This is a genomic window from Intrasporangium sp., assembly GCF_040414665.1.
Lineage (GTDB): Bacteria > Actinomycetota > Actinomycetes > Actinomycetales > Dermatophilaceae > Intrasporangium.
The window spans coordinates 31,722-55,910 of record NZ_JBEDUL010000174.1 but is presented as its reverse complement, the minus strand read 5'-3'; the positions used below and the strand labels follow the sequence as shown (position 1 = coordinate 55,910).

General features: G+C 68.8%; 23 protein-coding genes. 16 read left to right on the top strand and 7 right to left on the bottom strand.

Annotation, left to right across the window (positions count from 1 at the left end):
* Nucleotides 1–5: 5 nt before the first annotated feature.
* On the bottom strand, nt 6–656 hold the full coding sequence (locus ABF401_RS19630; protein WP_353511275.1) for a phosphatase PAP2 family protein: 651 nt from the start codon (nt 654–656) through the stop codon (nt 6–8).
* Nucleotides 657–824: 168 nt separating this feature from the next.
* Here ABF401_RS19630 and ABF401_RS19625 point away from each other — a divergent pair, with 168 nt between their 5' ends.
* Nucleotides 825–1,790, top strand: coding sequence for a beta propeller repeat protein (locus tag ABF401_RS19625; RefSeq protein ID WP_353511274.1), 966 nt, complete (start codon nt 825–827; stop codon nt 1,788–1,790).
* Nucleotides 1,791–1,799: 9 nt separating this feature from the next.
* On the opposite strand, the gene ABF401_RS19620 is transcribed toward ABF401_RS19625, so the two are convergent.
* A complete protein-coding gene (locus ABF401_RS19620) occupies nt 1,800–2,855 on the bottom strand; it encodes an LCP family protein (protein ID WP_353511273.1) in 1,056 nt (351 codons plus the stop codon).
* A 41-nt stretch (nt 2,856–2,896) separates the two neighbouring features.
* Here ABF401_RS19620 and ABF401_RS19615 point away from each other — a divergent pair, with 41 nt between their 5' ends.
* Nucleotides 2,897–3,481: a hypothetical protein gene (locus tag ABF401_RS19615; RefSeq protein ID WP_353511272.1), complete on the top strand. Its 585-nt coding sequence runs from the start codon at nt 2,897–2,899 to the stop codon at nt 3,479–3,481.
* Between the two features lie 4 nt (nt 3,482–3,485).
* Here ABF401_RS19615 and ABF401_RS19610 read toward each other — a convergent pair whose 3' ends face one another.
* Nucleotides 3,486–4,514, bottom strand: a complete 1,029-nt coding sequence (locus tag ABF401_RS19610) for a MauE/DoxX family redox-associated membrane protein (protein ID WP_353511271.1) — start codon at nt 4,512–4,514, stop codon at nt 3,486–3,488.
* A gap of 139 nt (nt 4,515–4,653) precedes the next feature.
* Between ABF401_RS19610 and ABF401_RS19605 the strand changes: the two genes are divergently transcribed.
* From ABF401_RS19605 to ABF401_RS19585, 5 genes are all read left to right on the top strand, one after another.
* The gene (locus ABF401_RS19605; protein WP_353511270.1) at nt 4,654–5,283 is read left to right on the top strand and encodes a hypothetical protein; all 630 of its coding nucleotides are present in this window, start codon (nt 4,654–4,656) and stop codon (nt 5,281–5,283) included.
* Between the two features lie 85 nt (nt 5,284–5,368).
* Nucleotides 5,369–6,262: a nucleotidyltransferase family protein gene (locus ABF401_RS19600; protein WP_353511269.1), complete on the top strand. Its 894-nt coding sequence runs from the start codon at nt 5,369–5,371 to the stop codon at nt 6,260–6,262.
* 12 nt (nt 6,263–6,274) lie between these two features.
* Nucleotides 6,275–6,553 carry a PqqD family protein gene (locus ABF401_RS19595; protein WP_353511268.1) on the top strand — a complete coding sequence of 93 codons (279 nt, stop codon included), beginning with the start codon at nt 6,275–6,277 and terminating at the stop codon, nt 6,551–6,553.
* The gene (locus ABF401_RS19590) at nt 6,546–7,415 is read left to right on the top strand and encodes a hypothetical protein (RefSeq protein ID WP_353511267.1); all 870 of its coding nucleotides are present in this window, start codon (nt 6,546–6,548) and stop codon (nt 7,413–7,415) included. The genes ABF401_RS19595 and ABF401_RS19590 overlap by 8 nt, the downstream gene beginning before the upstream one ends.
* On the top strand, nt 7,412–7,699 hold the full coding sequence (locus ABF401_RS19585; protein ID WP_353511266.1) for a PqqD family peptide modification chaperone: 288 nt from the start codon (nt 7,412–7,414) through the stop codon (nt 7,697–7,699). Before ABF401_RS19590 ends, ABF401_RS19585 begins: the two co-directional genes overlap by 4 nt.
* Before the next feature lie 52 nt (nt 7,700–7,751).
* Here the strand turns inward: ABF401_RS19585 and ABF401_RS19580 are convergent, their stop codons facing one another.
* Complete coding sequence (locus ABF401_RS19580; RefSeq protein WP_353511265.1) at nt 7,752–9,167, bottom strand: tyrosine-protein kinase domain-containing protein; 1,416 nt, start codon at nt 9,165–9,167, stop codon at nt 7,752–7,754.
* 166 nt (nt 9,168–9,333) lie between these two features.
* Here ABF401_RS19580 and ABF401_RS19575 point away from each other — a divergent pair, with 166 nt between their 5' ends.
* The 4 genes from ABF401_RS19575 to ABF401_RS19560 are packed head-to-tail and all read left to right on the top strand — an operon-like array spanning nt 9,334 to nt 14,816.
* On the top strand, nt 9,334–11,304 hold the full coding sequence (locus tag ABF401_RS19575; protein WP_353511264.1) for a glycosyltransferase: 1,971 nt from the start codon (nt 9,334–9,336) through the stop codon (nt 11,302–11,304).
* On the top strand, nt 11,301–12,656 hold the full coding sequence (locus tag ABF401_RS19570) for an O-antigen ligase family protein (protein ID WP_353511263.1): 1,356 nt from the start codon (nt 11,301–11,303) through the stop codon (nt 12,654–12,656). Before ABF401_RS19575 ends, ABF401_RS19570 begins: the two co-directional genes overlap by 4 nt.
* A 10-nt stretch (nt 12,657–12,666) precedes the next feature.
* A complete protein-coding gene (locus ABF401_RS19565; RefSeq protein ID WP_353511262.1) occupies nt 12,667–13,689 on the top strand; it encodes a glycosyltransferase family 4 protein in 1,023 nt (340 codons plus the stop codon).
* Nucleotides 13,686–14,816: a glycosyltransferase gene (locus ABF401_RS19560; RefSeq protein ID WP_353511261.1), complete on the top strand. Its 1,131-nt coding sequence runs from the start codon at nt 13,686–13,688 to the stop codon at nt 14,814–14,816. The genes ABF401_RS19565 and ABF401_RS19560 overlap by 4 nt, the downstream gene beginning before the upstream one ends.
* A 16-nt stretch (nt 14,817–14,832) precedes the next feature.
* Here the strand turns inward: ABF401_RS19560 and ABF401_RS19555 are convergent, their stop codons facing one another.
* Complete coding sequence (locus tag ABF401_RS19555; protein WP_353511260.1) at nt 14,833–16,029, bottom strand: glycosyltransferase; 1,197 nt, start codon at nt 16,027–16,029, stop codon at nt 14,833–14,835.
* 129 nt (nt 16,030–16,158) lie between these two features.
* On the opposite strand from ABF401_RS19555, the gene trpS reads away from it, so the two are divergent.
* The 3 genes from trpS to ABF401_RS19540 all read left to right on the top strand — a co-directional run bounded on the left by trpS (nt 16,159) and on the right by ABF401_RS19540 (nt 19,119).
* Nucleotides 16,159–17,175, top strand: a complete 1,017-nt coding sequence (gene trpS / locus ABF401_RS19550; RefSeq protein WP_353511259.1) for a tryptophan--tRNA ligase — start codon at nt 16,159–16,161, stop codon at nt 17,173–17,175.
* Between the two features lie 47 nt (nt 17,176–17,222).
* Entirely contained in the window at nt 17,223–18,251 is a 1,029-nt protein-coding gene (locus ABF401_RS19545; RefSeq protein ID WP_353511258.1) for a glycosyltransferase family 4 protein, read from the top strand.
* Between the two features lie 226 nt (nt 18,252–18,477).
* Entirely contained in the window at nt 18,478–19,119 is a 642-nt protein-coding gene (locus ABF401_RS19540) for a hypothetical protein (protein ID WP_353511257.1), read from the top strand.
* A gap of 10 nt (nt 19,120–19,129) precedes the next feature.
* Here ABF401_RS19540 and ABF401_RS19535 read toward each other — a convergent pair whose 3' ends face one another.
* Together ABF401_RS19535 and ABF401_RS19530 are read right to left on the bottom strand one after the other, a co-directional pair.
* Complete coding sequence (locus ABF401_RS19535) at nt 19,130–19,972, bottom strand: polysaccharide pyruvyl transferase family protein (protein WP_353511256.1); 843 nt, start codon at nt 19,970–19,972, stop codon at nt 19,130–19,132.
* Nucleotides 19,973–20,035: 63 nt separating this feature from the next.
* Complete coding sequence (locus ABF401_RS19530) at nt 20,036–21,184, bottom strand: glycosyltransferase family 4 protein (RefSeq protein WP_353511255.1); 1,149 nt, start codon at nt 21,182–21,184, stop codon at nt 20,036–20,038.
* Nucleotides 21,185–21,252: 68 nt separating this feature from the next.
* On the opposite strand from ABF401_RS19530, the gene ABF401_RS19525 reads away from it, so the two are divergent.
* Entirely contained in the window at nt 21,253–22,323 is a 1,071-nt protein-coding gene (locus ABF401_RS19525) for a glycosyltransferase family 4 protein (protein ID WP_353511254.1), read from the top strand.
* A 52-nt stretch (nt 22,324–22,375) separates the two neighbouring features.
* Nucleotides 22,376–24,175: an ABC transporter ATP-binding protein gene (locus ABF401_RS19520; protein WP_353511253.1), complete on the top strand. Its 1,800-nt coding sequence runs from the start codon at nt 22,376–22,378 to the stop codon at nt 24,173–24,175.
* Nucleotides 24,176–24,189: the final 14 nt, after the last annotated feature.

Here is a 24,189-nt window from a genome sequence, read left to right as displayed (position 1 = left end):
CCTGATCATGTCATGCCTTTCGTCACCTTCTGGACTTGTGTCCCTCGTGGCGGACGGGTTTGGCCGCCGAAGGTCAGCCCGAGTGTCAGCAGGACGGGGGCCACGACGATGCCGAAGGAACCGAGCACGTCGACCGGGCGGTGGGCGTACCAGGCGACGTTCCCGACCGCGATGGCGAGCCCAGCGGCGACCGCCAGAGCAACGCCCAGACGGCCGGGTCGCCCCGGCCACAAGAGAACCACCGCGACGAGCACGACGAATCCGACCGTCGCGTGGGTGGAGGGGAAGGTGTTCCAGCCATATCCTGGGACACCGAGGTCTGGCCTGGGCACCACGTCGTCCCGGAGCCAGATGGACAACGGGATCGCGGGCAGCGCTGCGGCGGCTGCCAGGCAGGGGCGCCACTGCCGGCGCACGACGCCGCGAAGGAACAACAGGGCGGCGACCGGGGCCAGCAGGTAGGGAAGCAGCGGTCGGGCGAGATCGTTCAGGAGCTGGCGCGCCGGCGCCGGAATCGTCTCCAGGATGAAGGAAGCCAGTCCCGCATCGGCGAGCTGCCCCGGTGTGGTGAGGACGCCGACGAGGGCGGCGCCGGCCAGGGCTCCCGCCCCTGCGGACCAGACGAGCAGCTCACGACGCGTCGGAGTCGTGGTCACTCGCCCACCTGCCCCCGGTCTCCTGCGGTGCGTCGAGACGCAAGCCTCGCACAGCGCCACTCGACCACGTGGCCCAAAGCAGGAGTTCGTATGCCGCTGGGTCGGCCCACTCGTACCATGTCTCCACGTGGGCGGTCGGGTTGGCGGGAAGCGAGGAGCGGTTCGCGGATGAAGAGGGGTCTGATCACGGCGGGGCTGATCGCCTTCCTGTTGGTGGATATCGTCCTGGTCTACGTTGCCTTGCGCCCGCCACCGGTGACGCCGGCGGCCGTAGGAATTCCGACGGGATCGTCGACGGACGGCGCAGCATCCACCACGCCACCGCGCTCCACCTCACAGCCGCAGACGAGTCCGACGGGTTCCGGCACGACTGGTCCCACCGGGACCGCGAACCTGCGTCCGAGGCCGGTCGGGATCCTCCTGGTCGGGCTCGACTCCGATGTGGCTTGGAAGGCGACGACCGGCACCTGCCGGGATGGCGGCGCCACGCTGTCCCTCACGCGCGATGGCGGGTCGAGCTGGGACGAGGTGAAGGTTCCCCCGACGACCATTTCCAGAGTCCAGGTCCTGTCCGCGGGAACGGGATTCGTCGTCGGGGCCGACCGAGGCTGCGGAGAGAACGAGTTCACCACGGACGACAACGGAGGGACGTGGACCGGTCCACGGCCGCTCGTGGGCGGGTGGGCGAGGAAGCTGGCCCAACCGAAGGAGATCGTCACTCCCGAGGACGGCAGCTCCCGGCCCTGTGGTGACCAGAACGTCCTGGACCTGTCTCGCACCTCGGCTGAACAAGCCGAGGCCCTGTGCTTGGACGGCTCGGTGAAGGTCACCAATGACAGTGGTGCCACCTGGAGCGAGTCCGGTGAGGCGGAGGGGGCGCTCGCCTTCTCCAACCGGCTCGAGGGCGGCTCCCTGACCACCTACGCCGCTCGGGCGGGCATCGAGGGATGTCCGGGCGTGCAGGTCGTCAAGGTCGTCAGGGGCAAGAAGCCGGCTGAGGTCGCGTGCGTCAAGACGCCCATGCCCACGCCTGGCAGCGTGGCGATCTCCGCGTCTTCGCAGGCCGGCTGGCTCGTCGTGGGTGACCAGACGTGGGTGAGCGGCGCCGACCTCACGACCTGGGAGCAGGCCTGAGGGTCCGCCTCACTCGTACGACGCGAGCCCGTCGGTGCGGATCGCCTCGCCGAGCTCCTGCATCCGGACCTGGTCGACGATGTCGATGGACTGGCCATCCGCGCTCCAGCCGAAGCCGGTGAACGGGGCCGTGATGAAGCGCACATCGCCGCCGCGGAGGTTCCGCATGGCGAAGGCCTCGGACCGCATGGTGCCGACGTCGAGCTTCTGGTCGACCGTGAGGTTGCTGGTGGCGGCGTCGAGGAAGTCCTTGAGCCGGATCGGGTTGGTGAGCGTGTCCCTGCTGAGGGCCTCGAGCATCAAGGCCTTGATGAAGGCCTGCTGCCGCTTGCCTCGCGAGATGTCGCCCTCACTGAGCTGCATGCGCTGGCGGACGAAGACGAGGGCGGTCTCACCGTCCATGTGCATGGTGCCTTCGTGGAAGACCTTCCCGTCGCCCTCCGAGGCCTCCTCGACCTGGACGTCCACGCCGCCCACCGCGTCGGTCATCTTCTTGAATCCCTCGAAGCCGACCATGGCGACGTGGTCGATCTCGATGCCGAGCAGGTTCTGCATCGTCTTGACCAGCAGCGGGGCGCCACCGAAGGCGTAGGCGGCATTGAGCTTCGCCTCACCCCTTCCCGGGATCGGGACCCAGAGGTCACGCGGGAAGTGAATGAGGGTGACGTCGCTGCGGTCCTCAGGCACATGGACCAGAACCATGACGTCCGACCTCGAGCCGGTGTCGCCGGGTCGGGCGTCGTTGCCGATGAGCAGGTAGTTCGTCCCGTTGCCCGCTGGCTGCGCGACGGCGTTGCCGGACGTGTCGGTGGGTTGCGCGTCGGGGCCCGAGTCCGGGAGCAGGGTGGCCTGTTTCACATTGTTCGAGACGATCTGGTTGAGCCAGACGAGGTAACCGCCGACCGCGAGCACCGGGACGAGCAGGAGGACCAGGGCCGCCACGAGGACCTTGCGGTTGCGTCGGCGTTCCTTGCGGTCACGCCGCGAAGCGGGTTGGGGCGCCTCGTCCTCCGAGTCCTGCGGGTCGAACAGGTCCGGCTCGGGTCGTTCCTGGGTGCGGTCCACCCGGCAAGTGTAGGTGGAGGGGCCTGCATACACTGGCCGTCATGTCGAGAAGACGTGGGCGCAGAAATGGTGACCTTCGCGTCGCCGTAGGCGCCGCTCTCGTCTTCGCCCTCTACGTCTGGCTGCTCACCCAGGCCACCGTTCCCGTCATCACGACGCTGGCCTTCGCGAGCGACACTCGTCCCACGCTGTATGCCGCTCTGCTCGCGCTGCTGGTCGGGTTGCCCGGGTGCCTGCTGACCTTGCCTCGCGCGCTGGCGCCCGCGCCCCCGTCAGTCCTGCCGTCCGCCCGCGCCCGCAGCCAGATGGCAGCGCGACGCAGGTCCTTCCTCAAGACCGACCTCATCGGGATCGCGCTGCTGCTGTTCGCGCAGGTGCCCCTGCCGGCTCCGTGGGGCCCCGCGGGCAAGGCCGCCACCATCGCCAACGTCACGAAGTCGGCCGAGATCGTGGAGCTGAGCGCACGGTTCGCCAACTGGTCCATCGGGATCTTCGGCATCGGCGTTCTCGCCGCAGTCATGGTGCGCGTCTACAACCACGCCGCCGCGTTCCGCGTCCTCGGCATCGTCCTCGTTCTGGGAGCACCAGTGATCGTCTGGGCCGTCCTCGTCCGGTCGGTGTCCTGACCGGTCACACGTGCTGGCGCTCCTCAGACCCGTTGGGAGCCGTCGCAGGACGAGCAGCATCGAGCTCGCGAGTGATGTCCTCGACGAAGTCTCGGATCGCGTCAGGGCCGGTGACCGGTCCACCGGCAAGGAGCCCGTCGACGCCGAGAAGGACGGCCGAGGGGGTCCGGGGCATCTCCATCGTCACCGCCGCGTAGCCAGGAGGATCGTGGATGGTCTGCGGCTCATGGGCTGATGCCCACGGCGAGGAATCGGCTGCTGACCGCAGCAGGAGGCGGATGTCCACCTCTGGCAGCATCTCGCGCCAACCCGGCACTGCGGCCACCGTGGCGGAGCAGCTGCCGCACAGCTCTGAGACGTGGACCAGCAGCTGAGGTCGGTGCTGGGCCAGCGCTCGAACGCTCAGGGTGGTGCCGTCCGCCAGCGACACAGGCACGTGAGGCGTCGGGCGCCGGAGGTATTCCCCTTCGCCGTCCGCGGAGTCCACGGTGACCTCGTCCGCGGCAGAGGACGATGAACTCGGCCGAGCCATGACGAGGGCGGTGGTCACGACGCCAGCTACGACGGCGACCAACCACCAGGCCTCGGATCCGAGCGCCACGAGTCGGGCCAGCACCGATGCGTCACTCATCGCGACTGGGACGCCGATGACCGCGAGCAGCACGAGCCATGCGTTGCGCAGGACGGTCCACCGTGTCACCCGGTCGGACCCGATGGCGCCGAAGCACGCGCAGTCCACGGGATCGGTGGACGAGAGCGCCCTGATGATGAGCCAGAGGTACGTGACGAGGAGCGCGAGAACCAGGGCAGCGGCGGCCAGCTGCCACCCTCCGGGCAGCGTCAACAGTGCGACGGCAAGGACGATCTCGAGCCACGGATGCCCCTGCCGCACAATCGAGCTGGAGAACAGTTGGGGTACGTCCAAGGCGTCGAAGGCGGCCGCCGAGGAACGCGGGGCCCGGAGCTTCGCCCCTCCACTGAGGGCGAGCACAAGGGAGAGGAGGAGGGGGGAGACGAGCGCGGCCGTGGTCACGACCGAATCGTACGTTGAGGGCCGCCCGGCATCGTTGCGAGAATGTGAGGAACCTCCCCAAGCGCGACGGTTGTCGCTGCTAGGCTTTGCGCTGGTTCCGCAGGTCTGCGGGACTCACGACTGTGGGGAGACTTCCGTTATGACAGACACTGTTGAGCCGGGCGGTGCCGGACGCACGATCTCGCGTCGCACGGTCGCCAAGGGGGCCGCTTGGTCGGTGCCAGCCGTTCTCATCGCCAAGTCCACGCCGGCCCTGGCCGCCTCGCCGCCGATCGTCATCGACTTCGGCGACAGCACGGCCTGCAAGCTGCCGGGCAACTCTTGGGGGAGCGCTGGATACAACAAGGGCTACGTGCTGTGGGGGCAGTTCGTCAACACCTTGGACACGACGGTCTCGTTCCGCGTCACCAACATCGTGGTTGGCGGTGTCGACCAGTGTCTCGTCGGCGTGACCGACCCGTCGCTCGCCAGCCCGTGCCCGCCGCAGACCATCGACTGCATCACCTTGGCGCCGGGTCAGGAGAAGGTCTACGGCGTGTTCTCCAACGCCAGCACCGACAGCTCCAGCACCGACGTGGCGGTCACCGTCGAGTACTGGGTCAACGAATCCTCGTGTGGCGCTGCCGGATCGGGTCAGATCGGCGTGACGTCCGGCAATGTCGTGGGGCAGTCGTGGACCACCCCGCAGGGCGGTGGGTCGTGCAAGTTCCCCTTCCCCGAGAACCAGATGTGCCTCACCCCGCCCAGCGCCACCGCGGCTGGTTGCTGACTCTCGTTGCATTGACGGACGAGGGCCGCGCGGGCGTTGAGCCCGCTGCGGCCCTCGTCCGCGTTCGCTTGGTGCGAGGCTGACGTTGACCGAGGTCGTGCTGCCCATCCGCGTGCGCGTGGCGATGGCCCACGCCGCCTTGCAGGTCATGGCCGATGAGGCTGGGATCGACGTCCTGCACATCAAGGGGGTTGCCGTCGACCCGGCACTCCGGAGCGATCGCCAGTCGGGCACCGACGCCGACCTGCTCGTTCGTCCCCAGCAGGTGGAGCCCCTGATCGAGATCATGACCGCGCGCGGTTGGCGGAGGGTCACCAGCTTCGAGACCGGCTCGCCCTTCGGGCACGCGGCGACCTTCCAGCACGCCTACTGGGGCCACGCGGACGTTCATCGATCGTTTCCGGGAATCACCGAGGTCCCGGAGGGCGCCTTCGACCGGCTGTGGGCACGTCGAGGCAGCCGAGAGCTGGCTGGTGTCCCCTGCCCCGTTCCCGATCCCGTGGCCCAGTCAGTCATCTTGATGCTCAACGCTGCCCGGGGAGGCGGCCTCAATGCCAGGAGGCTTGACGTCGATGCCGTGTGGGGACAGGCGACCTCCGAGCGTCGCCGGCAGATGGAGGCGCTGGTCGCCGACCTGGATGCCGAGGTCGCCTTCGCTTCGGCCACCGGGGACCTGGAGCGGTTCCGCGGTGCCCCGGACTACGAGCTGTGGCGGATCGCCCGCGATGGTGGCACGAGACTGGAGGAGTGGGTGGCGCGGATCAAGGCGGCCCGCAGTTGGCGCGACCGGCTGCACGTCGCGATGCGAGCCCCGCTCGTCAACACCGATCACCTCGGAGTCCGACTCGGGCACACGCCGTCCACGGCGGAGACCTTGAGGGAGTTCGTGGCTCGACCTCTCCGCGGCCTCGCCGAGGAGGCTCGCGCGCTGCGTACTCGGCATGGCGGCAAGCTCAAACGCCACCACCCACACTCGTGAGAGGCTACGAGCGTGAGGGGCTCAGCGGCATACGGCATCGGTCCGAATGTCGGCCACGTGCATGACGCAGGTCGGTGGTACGTCGCCCGTCTTCCCGAGGGCCCGCCGATGGTGCTCACGGACTCGGCCGCGCTCATCTGGGGGCACGCGTTGGGGGGAGGCACGCGTAGCGAGATCGCTGGCCGCGTCGCGGCCGCAGTGGGCCTACGGGCGGATGACATCATCGACGATGTCGAGGCGTTCCTCGATGAGCTCGTCGCCCACGGGGTGCTGGTCCATCACGATGTCTGATCCAACGGTGACGCCAACGGGCGGATACCCTGCAGCCGCCACGTCCCCTGAGTTCCCCGCGGCCGCAGTGCAGGTCGTCGAGCTGCACGCCCTCGGCGCGCGGGTCCGAGTCGTCCTCGGCGCGGCAGCACCGGTGCTGGTCGAGGAGTTCCAGCGCGTCTGGCGTCGGTGTCTTGCGCCTGTGCCGAAAGGTGGGACCACGGGAGAGGTCGATGCCGGCACGGTCGACGTGGCGGGTGACGTCGCGCACGTTCGCCCGGAGGCCAGTCGTGACGTAGCCGCGCGGGCGCTGACGCGATCCACTCAGCGGATCACTGCCGCGCTCATCAGCGCCCAGGCGGGCCGGCTCCTCATGCTCCATGCCGGTGCTCTGTGCCACCCGGACACCGGCGCGTCCCTTGTCTACGTCGCGCCTGGCGGCACGGGCAAGACGACCCTGAGCCGTGTCCTCGGTCGCGAGTTCGGCTACCTCACCGACGAGACGGTCGGGATCACCGAGGAGGGTCGGATCCTGCCCTATCCCAAGCCGTTGACGCTGCGCCTTCCGTCGGGAGGCCGAGCCAAGGTCGAGCACGCCCCAGACGACCTCGGCCTGCGAGAGCCGCGAGATGATCCGTGGGTCGCCGGAGTCGTGCTCATCCGACGAGACCCCGCCGTGCGTGGTGTGTCCGTCGAGCCGCTGGACGTCGCCGACGCCCTGCTCCTGCTGGCACCGGAAGCGTCGTCGCTGACGCGGCTGGAGCGACCGCTGCACCGACTCGCCGCACTGGGGGAGTCCACGGGAGGCTTCCGACTCGTTCGCTATGCCGAGGCTGCCGACCTCGCCGATCTCGTGCGGGACACCGTCGGAGGCCGCCGATGACAGACGACGTCGTCCGGGCGACACCACTGGTCGACCTGCTGGAGCTTGACGACGGGGCCGTCGTCCTCCTTGAAAGCGGAGCGCGCTCGCGAGTCCTCAAGGTGTCGGCGATCGCACGAACCATTCTGGCCCTCACTCAGGCTGGCGCGACGCTGCGCTCGATCGGCGTGGAGCTCTCGGCGCGTTTCGGCGCGCCGGGAGACCAGACAGTCGACGAGGCCGTGGGCGCACTCGTGGCAGAGCTCGCACGGCAGGGGTTGGTGGAGATCGATCACGGCGAGTGAGCAGCGCTGGCGGCGGGCGGGCGGTGCATGGCGCGCCCGCTGCTGTGCCGCTTCAGCGAACGCGACTCGCTCGACGTGTTGCCTTGCTCCGCGAGGCTCGTTCCGCGCGGCTGCTGTGCATGACTCCGGTCTGACCGTATCCGTAGGTGCCGTAGCGGTAGGCCAGGGAGTTGGCCGCGGTCGCCAGGTTGAGCGCGAAGCCGGACACCGGGACGTCGACGGTCTTCAGGGAACGCAGCGCGGCCTCGAGCTCCCGCCGCTTCGTCCGCTCCGCAGCGACGACCATGATCAGGCCGTGGGTCAGCTGGTTCAGCAACACCGCGTCGATGACCGGGTTGATCGGTGGGCTGTCGACGAGGATGTAGTCGAAGTCCTGGGAGAGCTTCTGGAAGAGCAGGGACATTGCTTCCGAACCCAGCAGCTCGCTCGGGTTCGGCGGGATCTGGCCGGCAGGAAGGACGTACAGACTGGTGTCGCGCCACCGCTGGACGACGTCGAGGGCCTCTGCTCGCCGAAGCAGCACGGTGGTCAGACCCGACCCACCCTCGATTCCCATGGTCTTGGCCACCGTGGGGTTGCGCAGGTCTCCGTCGATGAGGAGCACCTTGGACCCTGCATCAGCCATCGCGAGCGCGAGGTTCACCGACGTCGTCGTCTTGCCCTCGCCCGGGTTGGACGATGTGATGACGAATGAGTGCCCTTGGGTCGTGACGTCAACGAACAAGATGTTGGTGCGCAGTCGGCGGATCGCCTCAGCGTGGTGGGAGTGGGGTTCGTCGGCGATCGACAGGACCGGCCGACCGGCGTTCTTGACGAGCGGAATGGTGCCGAGAATCGGTCGATCGGACAGCTCCCTCACGTCGTCCTCGCCACGCACCTTCGTGTCCGACAGGTGCCGGATGAGGGCGACGCCGATGCCGACGACGAGGCCAGCCAACAGGGCCAGGGCAAGGTTCGTCTTGACCTTCGGCGAGATCGGCTCGCTCGGCAGCACCGCCGGCGTGACCGCGGTCGCTGTGACGATCTGGTTGTTGTTCGCCAGCAACGGCGAGAACTGCTGCGCGGAATCGGCAAGGACCGGCCCAGCGGTGTTGGCCAGGGCGGCCGCCAGCTGCGGGTCGGAGCTCCGCGCGGTGACATCGAGCATGTTGGTCAGCTCTGCGACGGTGGCGCCGACGTTGAGCTCGGTGCCGGGCGCCAGCCCAAGCCGTTCGCGCAGCGGGTCCTGGACGGCGGGTGAGCCGAGGATGGCGACGTAGGTGTTGAGGTCCTTCTGCGTGATCGCATAGCTGCCGGTGGCTCGGTCGTTGGCCGCCTTCTCGGTCTCGAGGTAGATCCTGGCGGTCGCCTCATAGACTGGCGTCGTCACGATGGTCGTTGCCGCGGTCGCGCCGATGACCACCAGCATGCAGAGCGCAATCAACCGCCACCTCGTGCGAATGACACCGAGGAGATCACGGATGGTCAAGGGCCCCCCTCGGGCATGCGAACGGCAAGACTGCGACTACGGGTGTGCTTACTGAGGGCCCAATCCTCCCATATCATCTGCGTGGCAAGGTCACGTTGAGCAGTATCGGAGTGGCTCAAGGCGTCGTTCCACACGGCTGGGGAGTTGTCGATTGCGGGTTCTGCGGGTGTCGCACAGCGCCGTCGTCGACGCCTGGCGAGAGCGAGAACGGGCACTGCGCGCCCGTGGTCACGAGGTCGAGCTGCTGTCCGCACTCGCGTGGGACGAGGGCGGCTCGCCGGTCCGTCTGGAGCCACGCCCGGGAGAACCGGTGCAGGGCGTGCGCAGTTTCGGGCGCCATCCGGCGCTGTTCGTCTACGACCCGCGGCCGATCTGGCGTGCCCTGGGCGAACGGTGGGATGTCATCGACATTCACGAGGAGCCCTTCGCCCTGAGCACGGCCGAGATTCTCCTGCTCCGTGCGCTTCGGCGGCAGAAGGCTCCTTACGTGCTGTACTCCGCCCAGAATCTCGAGAAGACGTATCCCGTCCCCTTTCGCTGGCTGGAGCGCTGGGCGCTGCGTCATGCTGCTGGGGTGAGTGTCTGCAACGTCGCCGCCGGGCGGATCGTCGAGCGGAAGGGCTTGGCGTGCGCAGCGACTCACATCCCACTCGGAACTGATTCGAGGTATTGCCTGCCCAACGGGACGATTCAGCACGAGCCAGCGCCGGACCGCATTCGTGTCGGCTACGTCGGACGTCTCGAGAGTCACAAAGGCGTTGACGTGCTGCTCGAGGCGGTCGCCGGTGACCCCCGCTTGTTTCTCCGCATCGCGGGTGGGGGACCGCTGGCGCAGTCGCTTCGCGCCCGCGTCACCGCCGCAGGAATCGACGAGCGTGTCGATTTCGCCGGCCCGCTCGGACAGGTCGACCTACCTGAGTTCTACCGCTCGCTCGATGTCCTCGCGATGCCCTCGCTGACCACGCCCTCGTGGGTCGAGCAGTTCGGCCGGGTCGCCGTCGAGGCCATGGCGTGCGGGACCCCGGTCGTGGCCAGTGACAGCGGCGCGCTGCCAGAGGTTGTGGGCGATGCCGGAATGCTGGTCCCTCAGGGTGACTCGAGCTCCCTGAGAAGGGCCCTGCTCACCATTGGCACGGAGCCCGAGACGGCCGCACTGATGCGCGAGGCGGGCGTGGCCAAGGCGGCGACGACGAGCTGGACCGCCGTCGCGGGACTGCAGGAAGCCCTGTATCTCAGAGCACTCGGACCCCGCACGGCCGACAGTGGTGTGCTGGGCTCGGGGCAGTCTCCTCCGCCCGTTGAGGTCGTCGTGGTCGCCTACGGCGCTCCACACCTCCTCCGCCGTGCGCTCGAGCCGTTGCGGGACGAGGCGGTCACCGTCGTCGACAACTCGTCGTCCGAGGCGGTGCGTGAGCTGTGCGCGAGCCTGGCAATCCGCTATGTGGACCCTGGCCACAATGGCGGGTTTGCGGCTGGGGTCAACATCGGCTTGCGAGAGCGACGGTCTGCGAGCTCCGATGTGCTCCTGCTGAATCCGGACGCGGTCATCGAGCCCAGCGACCTCCGGCAGCTCCAGAAGGCGCTGCGCGCCAGCGCCGATCTCGCGAGCGTCAGCCCGAGCATTCGCGACGCCGATGGTGACGAGGAACGCGCCATGTGGCCCTTTCCTTCTCCCCTCGGCGCCTGGCTCGACGCGGTCGGCCTGGGCCGGTGGCGACCCGGCGAGTTCGCGATCGGCGCGGTTCTGCTCCTTCGCGCCGAGGCGGTCGCCGAGCTGGGTGGGTTCGACGAGTCGTTCTTCCTATACGCGGAGGAGACCGACTGGGCCTACCGAGCGGCCCGTCGAGGCTGGCGCCATGCCATGGTGCCCGAGGTGACCGCCCTCCATGTCGGAGCCGCGACGAGTCGTGACCCAAGACGGCGGGAGGCCCACTTCCACGCCAGCCAGGAACGGTACTACCGCAAGCACTTCGGCCGGCTCGGCTGGCAGCTGGCACGGTGCGCGCAGATCGCCGGGTCAACGGTGCGCGGGCTTCGGGGCGGTCCGGCGGGCCGGGCGGCCTTGGCTCGCGTCGCGACCTACGTGCGTGGACCGCTCCGGGTCGAGGCCAGGCTCAAAGGGACGGCGGTTCGATGACGCTGCGCCGCATCCTCCCACTCGTCACCCGCGTCGTCCTCACCATGGGTCTGCTCGGCCTCTTGCTGCTCATCGGTCGGCAGCTTGCGAGTGACCCGATGCTTCCGCTGCTCGTGGCGGGAGTGATCCTGTTCATCGGCCTCGTTGCCGCCGATCCCGTCCTGGTGCCCATCGCCTGCCTGCCGTTTCTCATCGTCACCGCTCGGATCGGAGCCGGTGGAGTGGACCTGACCATCGCCGACGCGCTGCTCGCGGTGGCACTGGTGCCGTCGTTGCTCGTGCTCCTCGGCGGCACGTCACCCGCCATGCGGCAGGTGATGTGGCTGGGTGTGATCTACCAGGTCGCGACCCTGTTCACCGTGATCCGCCATCCGTACACAGCAAACGTGGTGGAGTGGTTCCACGCGGGCCTCCTCGTCCTCGGGGCGGTCGTCGTCGGTTGGGCCCTGGGGCGGCGCGGGCGAGCCGTCCTGGGTCTCAACATCCTCGTCGTGACCTCTTTGCTCCTTGCTCTGATCACCCTGGTCCACGCCGGGTCCCAGTATGCGGGGGGCGACTTCGGACCGGTCGAGATGAGCTGGCCGTACGGGGTCCAGAAGAACGCCATCGGGACGGTCTTCGCTCTCATGGCCGTCGTGCTCTACGTGCGACCCGCCTGGACCGGGTGGCGGCGCGGCTGGGCGCTGCTCGGATTCTGGTTTCTTGCCGCGGCCCTGCTGACGACGCAGTCCCGACAGGCCATCATCGCGCTGGCCGTCGCAGTGTCGGTCCTCGTCCTGCGCCGGACGACGACGCACCGCAGGTCCAAAGGCATCCTGCTCGCCATCATCCCTGCGCTCGCGGGTGTCAGCGTGATGGTGCAGGACCAGATCAAGTCGGGCAACGAGTTCAACTCCTTCTTCCAGCGGGTCACCTGGTTCGGGGACTCGATGGCCATCTGGCAGACCGACCCGTGGTTCGGAGTGGGCCTGCGGTGGTGGTACACCGACCGCTTCCCTGAGGCGTTCCAGCCACCCAACGCGCTCATGGACACCGCGACCTCGGCCGGGGTCGTTGGACTTGCTGCGTTCCTCGTCCTCCTGGTCGGCACCTGGCTCGCGGCCCGACGGATCGACCCGGCCTACGGGATGCTGGCCGAGCTCGTCCTGCTTGCGCGGTTCGTGCAGAGCGAGTTCGACCTCTTCTGGGTCGCGGTCCAGGTCTCCCTCCCCTTCCTGATCCTGGGAATCTGCCTCGGGGCGGCCGCGCACTCCGAGGCTGCCACCGCGGAACGACGGCACGTGCTCGACCAGATCGAGCGCGCCGTGCACCCAAGCGGTCTCGGCACGGCTGCCCTCGGCAAGGCTTCGTGAGCGCTGTCCCATGAAGATCGTCCATGCGGTGTGCACCGACGCCTTCGCCGGCGTGGAAAGGCACGTCGCGGTACTCGCAGCCGCACAGGCCGATCACGGCCACGAGGTCGTCGTCGCTGGAGGCCATGCCCCCACCATGAGCGCCGTCATGGATCGCCCCGACATTCGCCACATCCCGGCTCGGACCGTCAGACGCATGCGATCGGTCCTCAACCTCCTCGGCGATGCCGACATCTTCAATGTCCACATGACCGCCGCCGAGATCGCGGCAGCCATGGCATGGAAGAGCCGACACGTCCCGGTCGTGGCTACGCGCCACTTCGCTGCCCGCCGGGGGCAGTCATCGTGGGCCGCTGGGGTCGTGTCGCGGTGGGCGTCACGACGTATCGCCGCCCAGATCGCGGTCAGCCGCTATGTCGCCGAGCATGTGGAGCAACCGGCTACCGTCGTCCTCTCCGGGGTCGCATCCGCCGAGCTGAGCAACCGGGCTGCGAGCCGTTCCCGGATGGTGCTCGTGGCACAGCGGCTCCAGCCGGAGAAGCGCACGGCAGATGCCATCGAGTGCTTCGCGACGTCCGGCTTGGCAGCCGCGGGCTGGCATCTCGACATCGCTGGGTCGGGCGCGGACCTCGGGCGCCTGCGAGCGCTGGTCGCGGAGCGCGGGCTGGATTCCAGCGTGCGATTCCTCGGCCTGCGTCGGGACGTCGACGCACTGATGGCAGATGCAGCCATCCTCCTCGCGCCCCGCCCCGACGAGGCGCTCGGGCTGACGGTGCTCGAAGCCATGAGCCATGGACTGCCGGTGGTCGCCGCCAACGGTGGGGGACATCTGGAGACAGTCGGGTCCGTGGCGCCGGAGCTCTGCTATCCCGTGGGCAATCTTTCGGCCGGTGCCGACATCCTCCGCGCGCTCGCGGCGGACGAGGTCCTGCGGGGGGAGCTCGGTGCTCGGCTCCGTTCAGCACAGCAAGGCGAGTTCTCGCTCGAGGCGCAGGCGTGCGCGACCGAGGCCGTGTATCGGAGTGTGCTGTGACCGACGTCGTGGTTCTGTCCCTCGAGAAGTGGGATGACGTGTGGCGACGGAACCAACACCTCATCGCCGGACTGCTCGACCGAGATCCGACCCTGCGAGTTCTGTTCGTCGAGCCTGCCGTGGATCCGCTCCACGACCTGTTCCAGCGGCGACGGCCACGATGGCCGCGCGGGCTACGCCGTGGGCCAGCTCTACCTCAGGGTCGGGCCGGCCGTCTCTGGCTGCTGGAGGGCGCCAAGTGGCTTCCGCGGCGCCTGGCCCCCGGGGCCGACGCCGGGCTGGCCGCCCGAGTGGTGGCCGCCGCCCGCCGGCTAGGTTTCGAGACGCCCACGCTGTGGGTGAACGACCCGGATGGTGCGGCCGTTCTCGATGCCACCGACTGGCCGGCGCTCTATGACATCACGGACGACTGGCTACTGGCGGACAGGCCGGCTGTGGAGACGGAACGTCGGGCCCGCGCCGAGGAGCTGCTGATGGACAGGGCGCGAGAGGTCGTCGTCTGTTCGCCGACACTGGCGCGCACCAAGGGTGTCCGACGAGACGTGGTCCTCGTCCCCAACGCTGTTGACGTGGCGGCCTATGAGCAGCGTCAACCGCGGCCGAGCGACGTGCCTGCCGAGCCCTATGCCCTCTACGTGGGCACGGTCCATCGGGACCGGATCGACCTAGCCCTGTGCGTCGACACCGCGCGGGCCCTGCGCGACCGTGGCCGACTCGTGGTGGTTGGGCCGCTGGCGTTGTCGTCGGGCGACCGAGCCCAGCTCGAGGGATCAGGGGTGCTGCTCCTCGGCCCCCGTCCGGCCGCACACGTACCGGCGTACCTGCAGCACGCCGAGGTCCTCGTCGTGCCGCACGTCGTCACGCCGTTCACCGACAGCCTGGATCCGATCAAGCGCTATGAATACCTGGCCGCGGGCCGGCCGGTGGTCAGCACTCCGGTGGCAGGCTTTCGAGAGGCGGCGGACGCAATGATCACCGTTGTGGACAAGTCAGCCTTCGCGTCGGCGGTCGCGGAACGCGTCCCGGACCGGGTGCCCCGCGAGCAGGTGGCTGTCTCGGGGGTGCCCTCGTGGCACGATCGGGTCGAGCAGTTCGCCGAGGTTCTCGACCGCGTGACGGCGACGTAACGACGACGCGACGAGGTCAGCTCCGCCGCCGTGCGGGGCGCTGGCTCGCCGCGGCGGACGACCACGCCTGCCGGACCAGCTCCGCCGTTCGGCTCACGGGGTACCGGGCCCGGACCATCTCCCACCCTCTCGCGGCGCGCCTTTCGGCCTCGGTGGGGTCAGCCAGCGCGGCAACGATGGCGCTCGCGAGCTGGTCCGGAGACGCCGGAGGCACCAGCCAGCCGACACTGTTCGAGCCGTGCTCGAAGATCTCGTTGACCCCGCCTCCGGACGTGGCGATGACAGGAACCCCCCGGGCCATGGCCTCCGTGACGACCTGGCCGAACGGTTCGGGGACGGCCGCTGTGTGTACGGCAACGGTCAGCTCGTCGACGAGCCGAGTCGGATCGTCGACGAAACCGGTGAAGTGCACGACCTCGTCCAGGCCCAGGCGGCTCACCTCGGAGGCGACGACCTCCGCATAGGCGTCCGCACCGAAGGCGGGCGCACCGATCACGACAAAACTCGCTGCTCCGTTTCGATCGCGAACCTGTGCTGCTGCACGCACGAAGGTGAGCTGGTCCTTGGTCTCACTGATGCGCCCGACCACGCCGATCGTTGCCGGGCCCGAGGGTCGAGGCCGCGGACTGTCCCGGATCTGCTCGGGGGACAGGCCGGGGGCAGCGACGATCGCGTCAGGTCGCGAACTCAGGGTGGCCGCGGTCGCCGCCGAGTTGGCGACGACCACGCGCGGAACCCGAGCCAGCCGCCTCACCAGCTTCACCGTCCGTGCCGGCAGATAGTCCGGAGCGATGCGGTCGTGCACGTGCCACACGAGCGGGCGGCGGATCAGCGGCCGCAGCGCAGCGGTGAGCAGGTTCGCCTTCAGCGACGTCGCGTGCACCACGTCCACCTCGAGGGACCTGATCAGCCGCGCGAGACGGAACCCATGCCGCGCGATGCGACCTATCGATCGCAGCGCCGTGCTCGACCCCAGCTCGTCCCGCCGGATCGCGTTCACGGATGTGGGAAGAGCCAGGACTCGCACGTCCCGCCCGCTGTTCCGGAGCCGATCCGCGAGGGGTCCTTCCTCGAACAGCACGACGGTCACGCGGACGGTGTCTCCGATCGCCTCGAGCAACCGCACCAGAGCCAGCTCAGCGCCGCCGAGTTGTGCGGTGTGGTCAACTACCGCGACATGCAGCGGCCGTGGCGGCCGCGGTCGGTCCTCCATCGGCCCTCCCTCCGGCGCCACCCTAGTGAATCGAGGACTGGGCCACTGACAGTGCCCGTCATCGTCAGGTCCATACCGGAGGGCTGACGCCGATTCGGCGGGGCCGCGTGCATGCGCCAGAATGCAGCCATGCCTTCGACCCGCCAACCCCGCAGCCTGTCCGGCATGCAGCCGACGAGCGACTCGCTCCACCTCGGCAACTACATCGGTGCGCTCGTCGAGTGGGTCAAGCTCCAGGAGACCCATGACGCCTTCTACTTCGTCGCAGATCTGCACGCGCTGACCGTCGCGCCGGATCCCCACGTCCTGCGTGAGCGGACGCGGGTCACTGCGGCGCAGTTCATCGCTGGCGGCGTTGATCCAGAGCGGTCGGTGCTCTTCGTCCAGAGCCATGTCGCGGCGCACACCGAGCTGGCCTGGGTGCTCTCGACGATCACGGGGTTCGGTGAGGCCAGCCGGATGACCCAGTTCAAGGACAAGACGGCCAAGGGCGCCCCCGCGAACGTCGGGCTCTTCACCTATCCCATCCTCATGGCGGCCGACATCCTCATCTATGACGCCGACGTCGTGCCGGTGGGGGAGGACCAGCGCCAGCACCTCGAGATCACGCGGGACCTCGCTGGCCGGTTCAACCAACGATTCGGCGACACGCTGGTGGTGCCGGAGCCGCACATCATCCGGGAGATCGCGAAGATCCAGGATCTCCAGGAGCCCACCGCCAAGATGAGCAAGTCCGCGGGCACAGATGCCGGGCTCATCGCGCTGCTCGAGGACCCAGCGCGCATCGTCAAGAAGATCAAGTCGGCGGTGACCGATGCCGAGCGTGAGATCCGGTACGACCCGGAGACCAAGCCCGGCGTGTCCAACCTCCTCTCCATCCACTCGGCCCTGTCGGGCACCCCGATCAGCGCCCTCGAGGCGACCTACGCCGGCAAGGGATACGGCGATCTCAAGAAGGACGTCGCTGAGGTTGTCGTCGGTGCGATCGGCCCGTTCCGGGAGCGGGTCCTCGAGCTCATGGGGGACCGGGCGCAGCTCGACAAGATCCTGGCCGACGGCGCGCAACGGGCGGCCGAGGTGGCCGAGGCAACGGCCCGCCGCGTTTATGACACGGTCGGCCTGCTGCCCAGTTCTGCGCGAGAGTGACGGTAGGCCAGCGCCTCTGCATCGCAACCATCGCCACCGAGGCGCCGATGGGTGCACAGGTGTACCAGGAGCAGGTCGCACGTCGCGCCGAGGGGGCGTTGCTGGAGGTCGGGGCCGACGAGTGGGAGGTACGCCGCCTCGTCACTCGCTCAGTTCGGTCCTCGCTGCGCGGCAATCGCCGACTTCCGGTGGCCAAGGTCGCAATCGCTCCTGCCGTCGTGCGACGTGAACTGGGCAGGCTGTTCTACGGCCGGGCCCAGGTGTCCCACCGGATGAACCTGGAGCTGCCCCCGGCACCGCGAGGAGACATCGTCACCATCCACGACGTCGTTGCCTGGCGCTTCCCGGACGAGTCGCCGCCCGTCCCAGCCGCCGCCGAAGAGGCACGACGTGCTGCTGCGGTCATCTGCGTCTCGGAGTTCAGCGCCAGCGAGGCGCAGGATCTGCTCGGCATTCGTGACCCGCATGTCGTGCACAACGGTGTCGATGCCGCGTTCTTCCAGGCGACGCCGCACGACTCGACCACGTTGAAACAGTGGGGAATCGAGCGGCCCTTCGTGCTGCACGCGGGTGGTGCCGCACGACGCAAGAACCTCGAGGCGCTCGCTGCGGCTTGGCCGCTCGTGCGTGCCACCCGCCCTGACCTCGACCTCGTGCTCGCGGGGCCGCCACATCCGCGCCGCACGGATCTCTTCGTGGCACTGCCCGGCACCCGCCTCGTGGGCCGGCTGCCGGACCAAGCCGTGCCGGGCCTCGTCGCGGCAGCCAGCGCCGTGGTCGTCCCGTCGCTGTACGAGGGTTTCGGGCTCCCTGCCCTCGAGGCAATGGCGGCCGGTGTGCCCGTTGTCGCGGCGCGCACGAGCTCGCTGCCTGAGGTGGTCGCCGACGCGGGCCTACTCGTCGAGCCCACCGGCGCTGCCATTGCCGAAGGAATCATCGAAGCGACCTCGGGGCACGCCGATGTGACGGCCTTGGTCGACAGGGGGCGTGCCCGGGCTGCGCTCTTCACGTGGGAACGCTCTGCTCGCGAGCACGCCCGCGTGTGGGCTTCCGTCGGTGCGACCCCGCAGGTCTAGGGTCTCGGCCATGCTCGCGTTCATCACCTCCCTGCGCCACCCGCACAACAGCGGCGACTACCGGAGGGTTGAGCGCCTCCTTGAGGACTCCCTCGCCTCGGTCCTTCGCCAGAGCTGCCCCGACTTCACCGTATGGGTCGTGGGGAACCGCCGGCCCGCCAGTCTGCCAGCTGGGGTCGAGTGGGTTCAGGTCAACTTTGATCCGCCGAGCGAGGTGGCGGGTCCATTGACCGGCGTTGAGGCGGTGCTTCTCGACAAGGGCACCAAGTTGGCCGTCGGCCTCGTCGCAGCGCAAACCTTGAAGCCAGACCATGTCATGTTCTTCGATGCTGATGACCTGGTTTCGCGACGTCTGGCCGCGTTGTCCAACGGGTCGCCGGATGCCGATGGCTGGCGCGTCACACGCGGCTGGAGATGGGTCAGTGACCGACGCTCGATCCGGGCCCAACCGGAGTTCCATCGACACTGCGGGACTGGCTACATCATTCATCGACGCCACTACCCGCTACCCGCTGGGTTGACCACGTCATCCACTCAGGAGGAGGTCGTTGCAGCGCTCGGCGAGCGGTTGGCGCGTCACTTCGGCTCTCACCTGCACATCAGCGACGACCTGGCCTCCGAGGGGCACCCCATCGCCGAGGTTCCCTTTCCTGGCGCTCTGTACCGTGTCGCGACAGGTGAGAACCACTCAGGCATATCGATGGGCGGGTTTGGCCGGCCAGTCTCGCGCCGTGTCGCACACGAGTTCGGGGTCGAGCCGACAGATCGGAGCGTCAGGGCGCTGGTGACGGCCGTGCTACCGAGCCGCGCGGCGCTCGAGCAGCGGCTCCCTTCGCTGCTCCATCGGGCACCCGCATTCAGACGTTGATGATTCGGCGTCAGGCACGCCGCAGGACAGCGAGGACCTCGCGCGGGAAGGGTCCGACCTCGACGACCTCAGGGAGCCGTTTGAGCGCGGCCACCAAGGCGTTGCCGCTCGTGGTCACCGTGTCGCGTGGCGCTGCCCAAGCAGCCGTGACGAGTTCGTGGACAGGCATCCCCGGTCGGAAGGCAACGAAACGGCTGTGTCCCGGCGTGACGACCGATTCGTAGTCGCGGAACTTGAAGTCACCGCCCCCAAGGCCTGGTTCCAAGGTCGTCCAGACGGCTGGGATCCCGTAGGCGTCTGCCGTGATGAGGCCATGAAGTGATGTGGTGATCACGGCGCTCGCCGCAGCGATCTCCGGCACGGCTCGGCCTGCGCTCTGGTGCACGTTGACGACGCGAACGGAGTCGTCACCTGCCGTGGCGATGCGGAGGAATTCGCGGTGCGCTCGGTGGTGGCCGTGAGGCACGATTGCGACATCCCACCGCTTCCGTGGGGCGGGGAGGAAGCGTGCCACCAGGATCCCCGGATCGCCCAGGGCACATCCCTCGGCGGCACCGATGCGCTCAGCTGTCAGGTGTCCTCGGACGGCGAGGACGTGGGCGCGCGGCAGGCTGTACTGGTGATCCGACATGAGGCCGCTGCCCCAGATCGCCCCCTCCCAATCGGGAGGGAGGAACTCGAGGATGCTCCCGACACCGCTGAGCCGCGCGTGCTCCGGTTCCCGGTGGATCGGGGCCACGCCCAGGCGGGGCAGCAGCCAAGGCGTGAGGTCGTCTCCGAAGTTCGGGTGACCGTCCCACCAGTAGGCGGGCACGACGATGCCCCGAGTTCTCAGCGTCCGCCGAGTCAGCATGGTGGCGACTCTCTTCAGGACTCGCGCTCTACGGCGAAGCCGGTGTTCGTATGCGATCACGGATCACCGTCCCGTCGTGGAGTACACGTTGTCGTATGCCGCTGCCGTTGCCTCCCAGGTGAATCCGCGGACGCGCTCGCCGCCGGCACTGGAGAGTCTGGCAGCGAGGGCAGGGTCGGCCCGCAGCGTGTCGAGCGCACCGGCCAGCGAAGCACGGTCCGCGGGGTCGATCACCATTGCGTCAACGCCATCGCGTACGAGTTCAGGGCCGCCCCCGCGGCTCGTCATGATGAGCGGGGAGCCACTCCGCCAGGCTTCCAGGGCCACGATGCCGAAGGCCTCGATCCTGCTCGGCACGACGACGGCGACCGCTGCCGCCATGCCGCCGGCGACCTCTTCCGCCGAGAGCCGCCCGGGCAGTGCGACCATCCGGTCGAGACCCAGCCCCCGTCGCTGCTCCTCCAGAGCAGTGCGCTCGGGCCCGTCGCCCCCGATGACGAGGCGGACGCCTTGTCTCGGCAGCGAGGAAGCGGCATAGCCGGACAGCAGCAGGTCGAACCCCTTCTGTCTGCCGAGCCGACCCACCGCGAAGACGTACGGAGCTGGCCAGGTCTCGCGTGCGCAGGATGAGACATGCTGATCGACCCCGTTTGGGACGACAACACCACCGCCGAGTCCGAAGTGGTCCGCCAGGTGGTCGAGGACGAACTGTGAACAGCCAGTGGTCGCGGTCGCCCGAGCCAGGGCACTGCGCAGTCCGGCCCGGAGCAGAGCAGACCTGTCGAAGACCGCATGGTCGTCAGCAAACGTCTCACCATGGGAGCTCACGACGAGCGGGGTCCGAAACCTGCGGTGCAGCGCCAGTGCGTAGAGCCCGTTGGGCCCGAAACACTGGACGTGGAGAATGTCTGGTCGAAAGGCTCGCTGCACACCGACCCAGCGCAGCCACGCGGAAGGTGCCTGAGCGGCATACGACCACAGGGCCCGCGCCGATCGGGCCGGGAGCGGGGTCGGAAGATGGTGAACGGTCTGGCCGTCGACGAGCTGCTGACCGAGATGCTCACCACGGTCGACAGTCCAGACCTCCACGCTGTGGCCGAGGTTCGTCAGCTCACGCGCAACGTGGCGCACGTGCTCCTCGACGCCGCCGACATGCGGTGCGAAGGACGAGGTGACCAGCGCAATGCGGCGGGGTCGGGCGTTGATCGGCACGCGCCCGATCGTAGACGTTGCCACGGCGGACTGATCGGCCCGACGACCGCTGTCGATACGGTGAGCACGTGACCTCGACCGCGGCCCGAATCCTCTGGCTGAGCAACGAGACTCCGGATCGACACGGCCAAGGTGGTCAGCGTCGGCAGTACTTTCAGATCGCCGCCCTCGTCGGAGCCGGCGTCGACGTCACGGTCGTGACGCTGGCGGGGCCGCAGTCGGACCAGGCCGTCTGCGCCATCGCCCGCGTCCACCGGACGAGCCCCCGCGCTTGGCGAGGTCTGCCAGCTGCGCGGCATGCGCTGCTCATGCGGCGTCTCGCCGCCGAGTCCTGGGATGCGGTCCTGATCGCCCACACCGAATCGTGGCCCACCTGGCAGCGACTGCTCCGGCGCCTGGATTCGACCAGGGTGCTGGTCGACATGCACAACGTCCTAAGCGCATGGCACCGCGGCCACGGGCGCCTCGACGACGCGAGCCGCTGGCAGGAGGTCGAGAAGGAGATCATCTCGCGGGGTGCCTCGGTCGCCGTCTGCTCGGAGAAGGAAGCCGGACTGCTCGGCCTTTCCACCGAGCCCATCGTGCTCCCGCACGGGATAGATCCGGACGAGTGGACGGCACCTCGGGTGCCTGCTCCTCGCCCCGTCATCAAGCTCTTCGGCAACTGGGGCTGGGCCCCGAACGCCGCGGGCCTCCGATGGTTTCTCGACGAGGTCTGGGCGGGGCTCGATCACACGTCGGGCTGGACCTGTCAGATCGCCGGAACCGGCGTAGCACAACCACTCCCTGCTGGCGTGCACGCCGTCGGGCGGGTGCCCTCGGTGAGCGAGTTCCTGGCCGACGCCACAGCGGTGGTCGTCCCCGTCCACAACGGGGTCGGCTCGCCGCTGAAGTACGCGGAGGCACTGGCTTCGGGCGCGCCGGTCCTCGCCACCATCGATGGCGCGCCGCTTCGCAGCTCGCTGCCGGTCTGCGTCTCCGACGACCCTCACCGCTGGGTGGCTGTCCTCGCCGCAGTGCGGGCCCGACCCGAGCACTACGAGCGCGCCGGGCGGCATGCTCGAGCACAGGTACTGGACGAGCTCTCCTGGGGAGCGGTGAGCAAGCCGCTGCTCGTCTGGGCGGTGCGGCCCGCCTGAGTCTGGAGGGAATCGCGAGTGCCCCCGGCGCCAACCCGTAGCATGTCGCTCGATGCGACATCTCATGGCCCAGCTGGGGGACGTTCTCGACCGGCCGACCAAGCTCCGACTGGGACTGGCGACCGTGGTGTCCCTGTTGTTTGCACTGCTGGACACCGCGGCGATCGTGCTCATGCTGCCTCTGGTCGAGCTCGCCGCGGGCAACGCTCCCACTGAGGGAATCATGGCCACCGTGTCGCGGGTTCTTGGCGATCCGCCACCGAATCGGCTCACCCTGTACGTCACTCTCCTCGTGGTCGCCCTCTTCGTCGCCAAGGATCTGGGGGCCCTCGGCTTCACATGGTGGATGGCGCGGTTCAAGGGCATCAACAGGGTGAAGACGTCGAGCGCCATCCTGGGCCACTTCCTCAGCTCGCCGTATACCGAGATCTCTCGGCGCAGCACGTCAGAGCTGATTCGCACCATGGTCGACGCCGTCACGCAGGTGTACGGGAGTGTCGTCTACGGGCTGATGTTGGTCGTCACCAGCGCGCTCTCGATGCTGGCCATCCTTGCGGCGCTGCTCTACACGGCGCCGTTGCCGACGATCGTGCTCGTCGTCTATCTCGGCCTTGCGTCGGCTGCCTACCTCCGCTTCATGAAGCCGAAGGCCGTTCGAGCGGGTCATGCATCGGCAGCAGCGTCGGAAGCGGCGTGGCGTTCCGCGCTGGCCGCGCTCGGTGGGCTCAAGGAGACGCGAGTGCGGGGCAGCGAGGCCGTCTTCGTCGGGCGTTTCGAGGCCGCCTCGCGTCGGGGAGTCCGTCCCGCGCAGATTGCCGAGTTCATCGGTGCGGCGCCCCGGTACCTGCTGGAGATCCTGTTCATCATCGCCGTCGGGGTCATCCTCGTCATCGGGAGCGCGTCCGGCCCCGGGCAGACGGGAGCGGGTGCCATCGTCGGCCTCCTGGCCATGTTCGTCGCGGCGGGCTTCCGCACGCTGCCAGCCGTGACGGCCCTGCTGGGGGCCGTCAACAGTATCCGATTCGGGCTGCCGTACCTCGGGCTCGTGCACGCGGAGCTTCAGCGGATGGGAGCCACCCGTCAACCGGTGCCGGCCACCGACGAACGGCTGGCGTTCGACCACGACGTCATCGTCGAGGACGTGGGGTTCCGCTATCCCGGAGCAGACCGGCCCGCTTTGGAGGGAGTGTCTCTCCGGGTGCCCTATGGACGGTCGCTCGCGCTCGTCGGGGGGAGCGGCGCCGGCAAGACGACCCTGGTCGACGTGCTCCTCGGACTGCACCGCCCAGACCAGGGCAGGATCACGGTCGACGGGCGCGACGTGGCAGAGGACGTGCGCGCGTGGCAGGCCAACATCGGCTACGTCCCACAGGACGTGTTCCTCCTCGATGGCACCCTCGCCGAGAACATCGCCTTCGACCAGCCGCCCGACAAGATCGATGCCCACCAGCTGGCCGAGGCAGTGGAACAGGCGCAGCTCGGCGATCTTGTCGCAGCGCTCCCGAAGGGCATCGACACCTACATCGGCGAGCGGGGTTCCCGGTTGTCGGGCGGACAACGCCAGCGCGTCGGGATAGCGCGGGCGCTCTACCGACAGCCGAAGCTCCTCGTCCTCGACGAGGCAACCTCAGCCCTGGACAACGAGACCGAGCACCGGATCAGCGCTGCGATCACCGCGCTGCGTGGACACGTCACCGTCGTCATCGTTGCTCATCGGCTCTCCACCGTCCGTCACGCCGACGCGATCGCGTTCCTGGAGGACGGCCGGGTGGTCTCGATGGGCACGTTCGACGAGGTGCGCCGCTCGAACGAGGCTTTTGACCGGCTGGTCCGGCTTGGTTCCCTCACCTAGTGCACCTCGCCCAC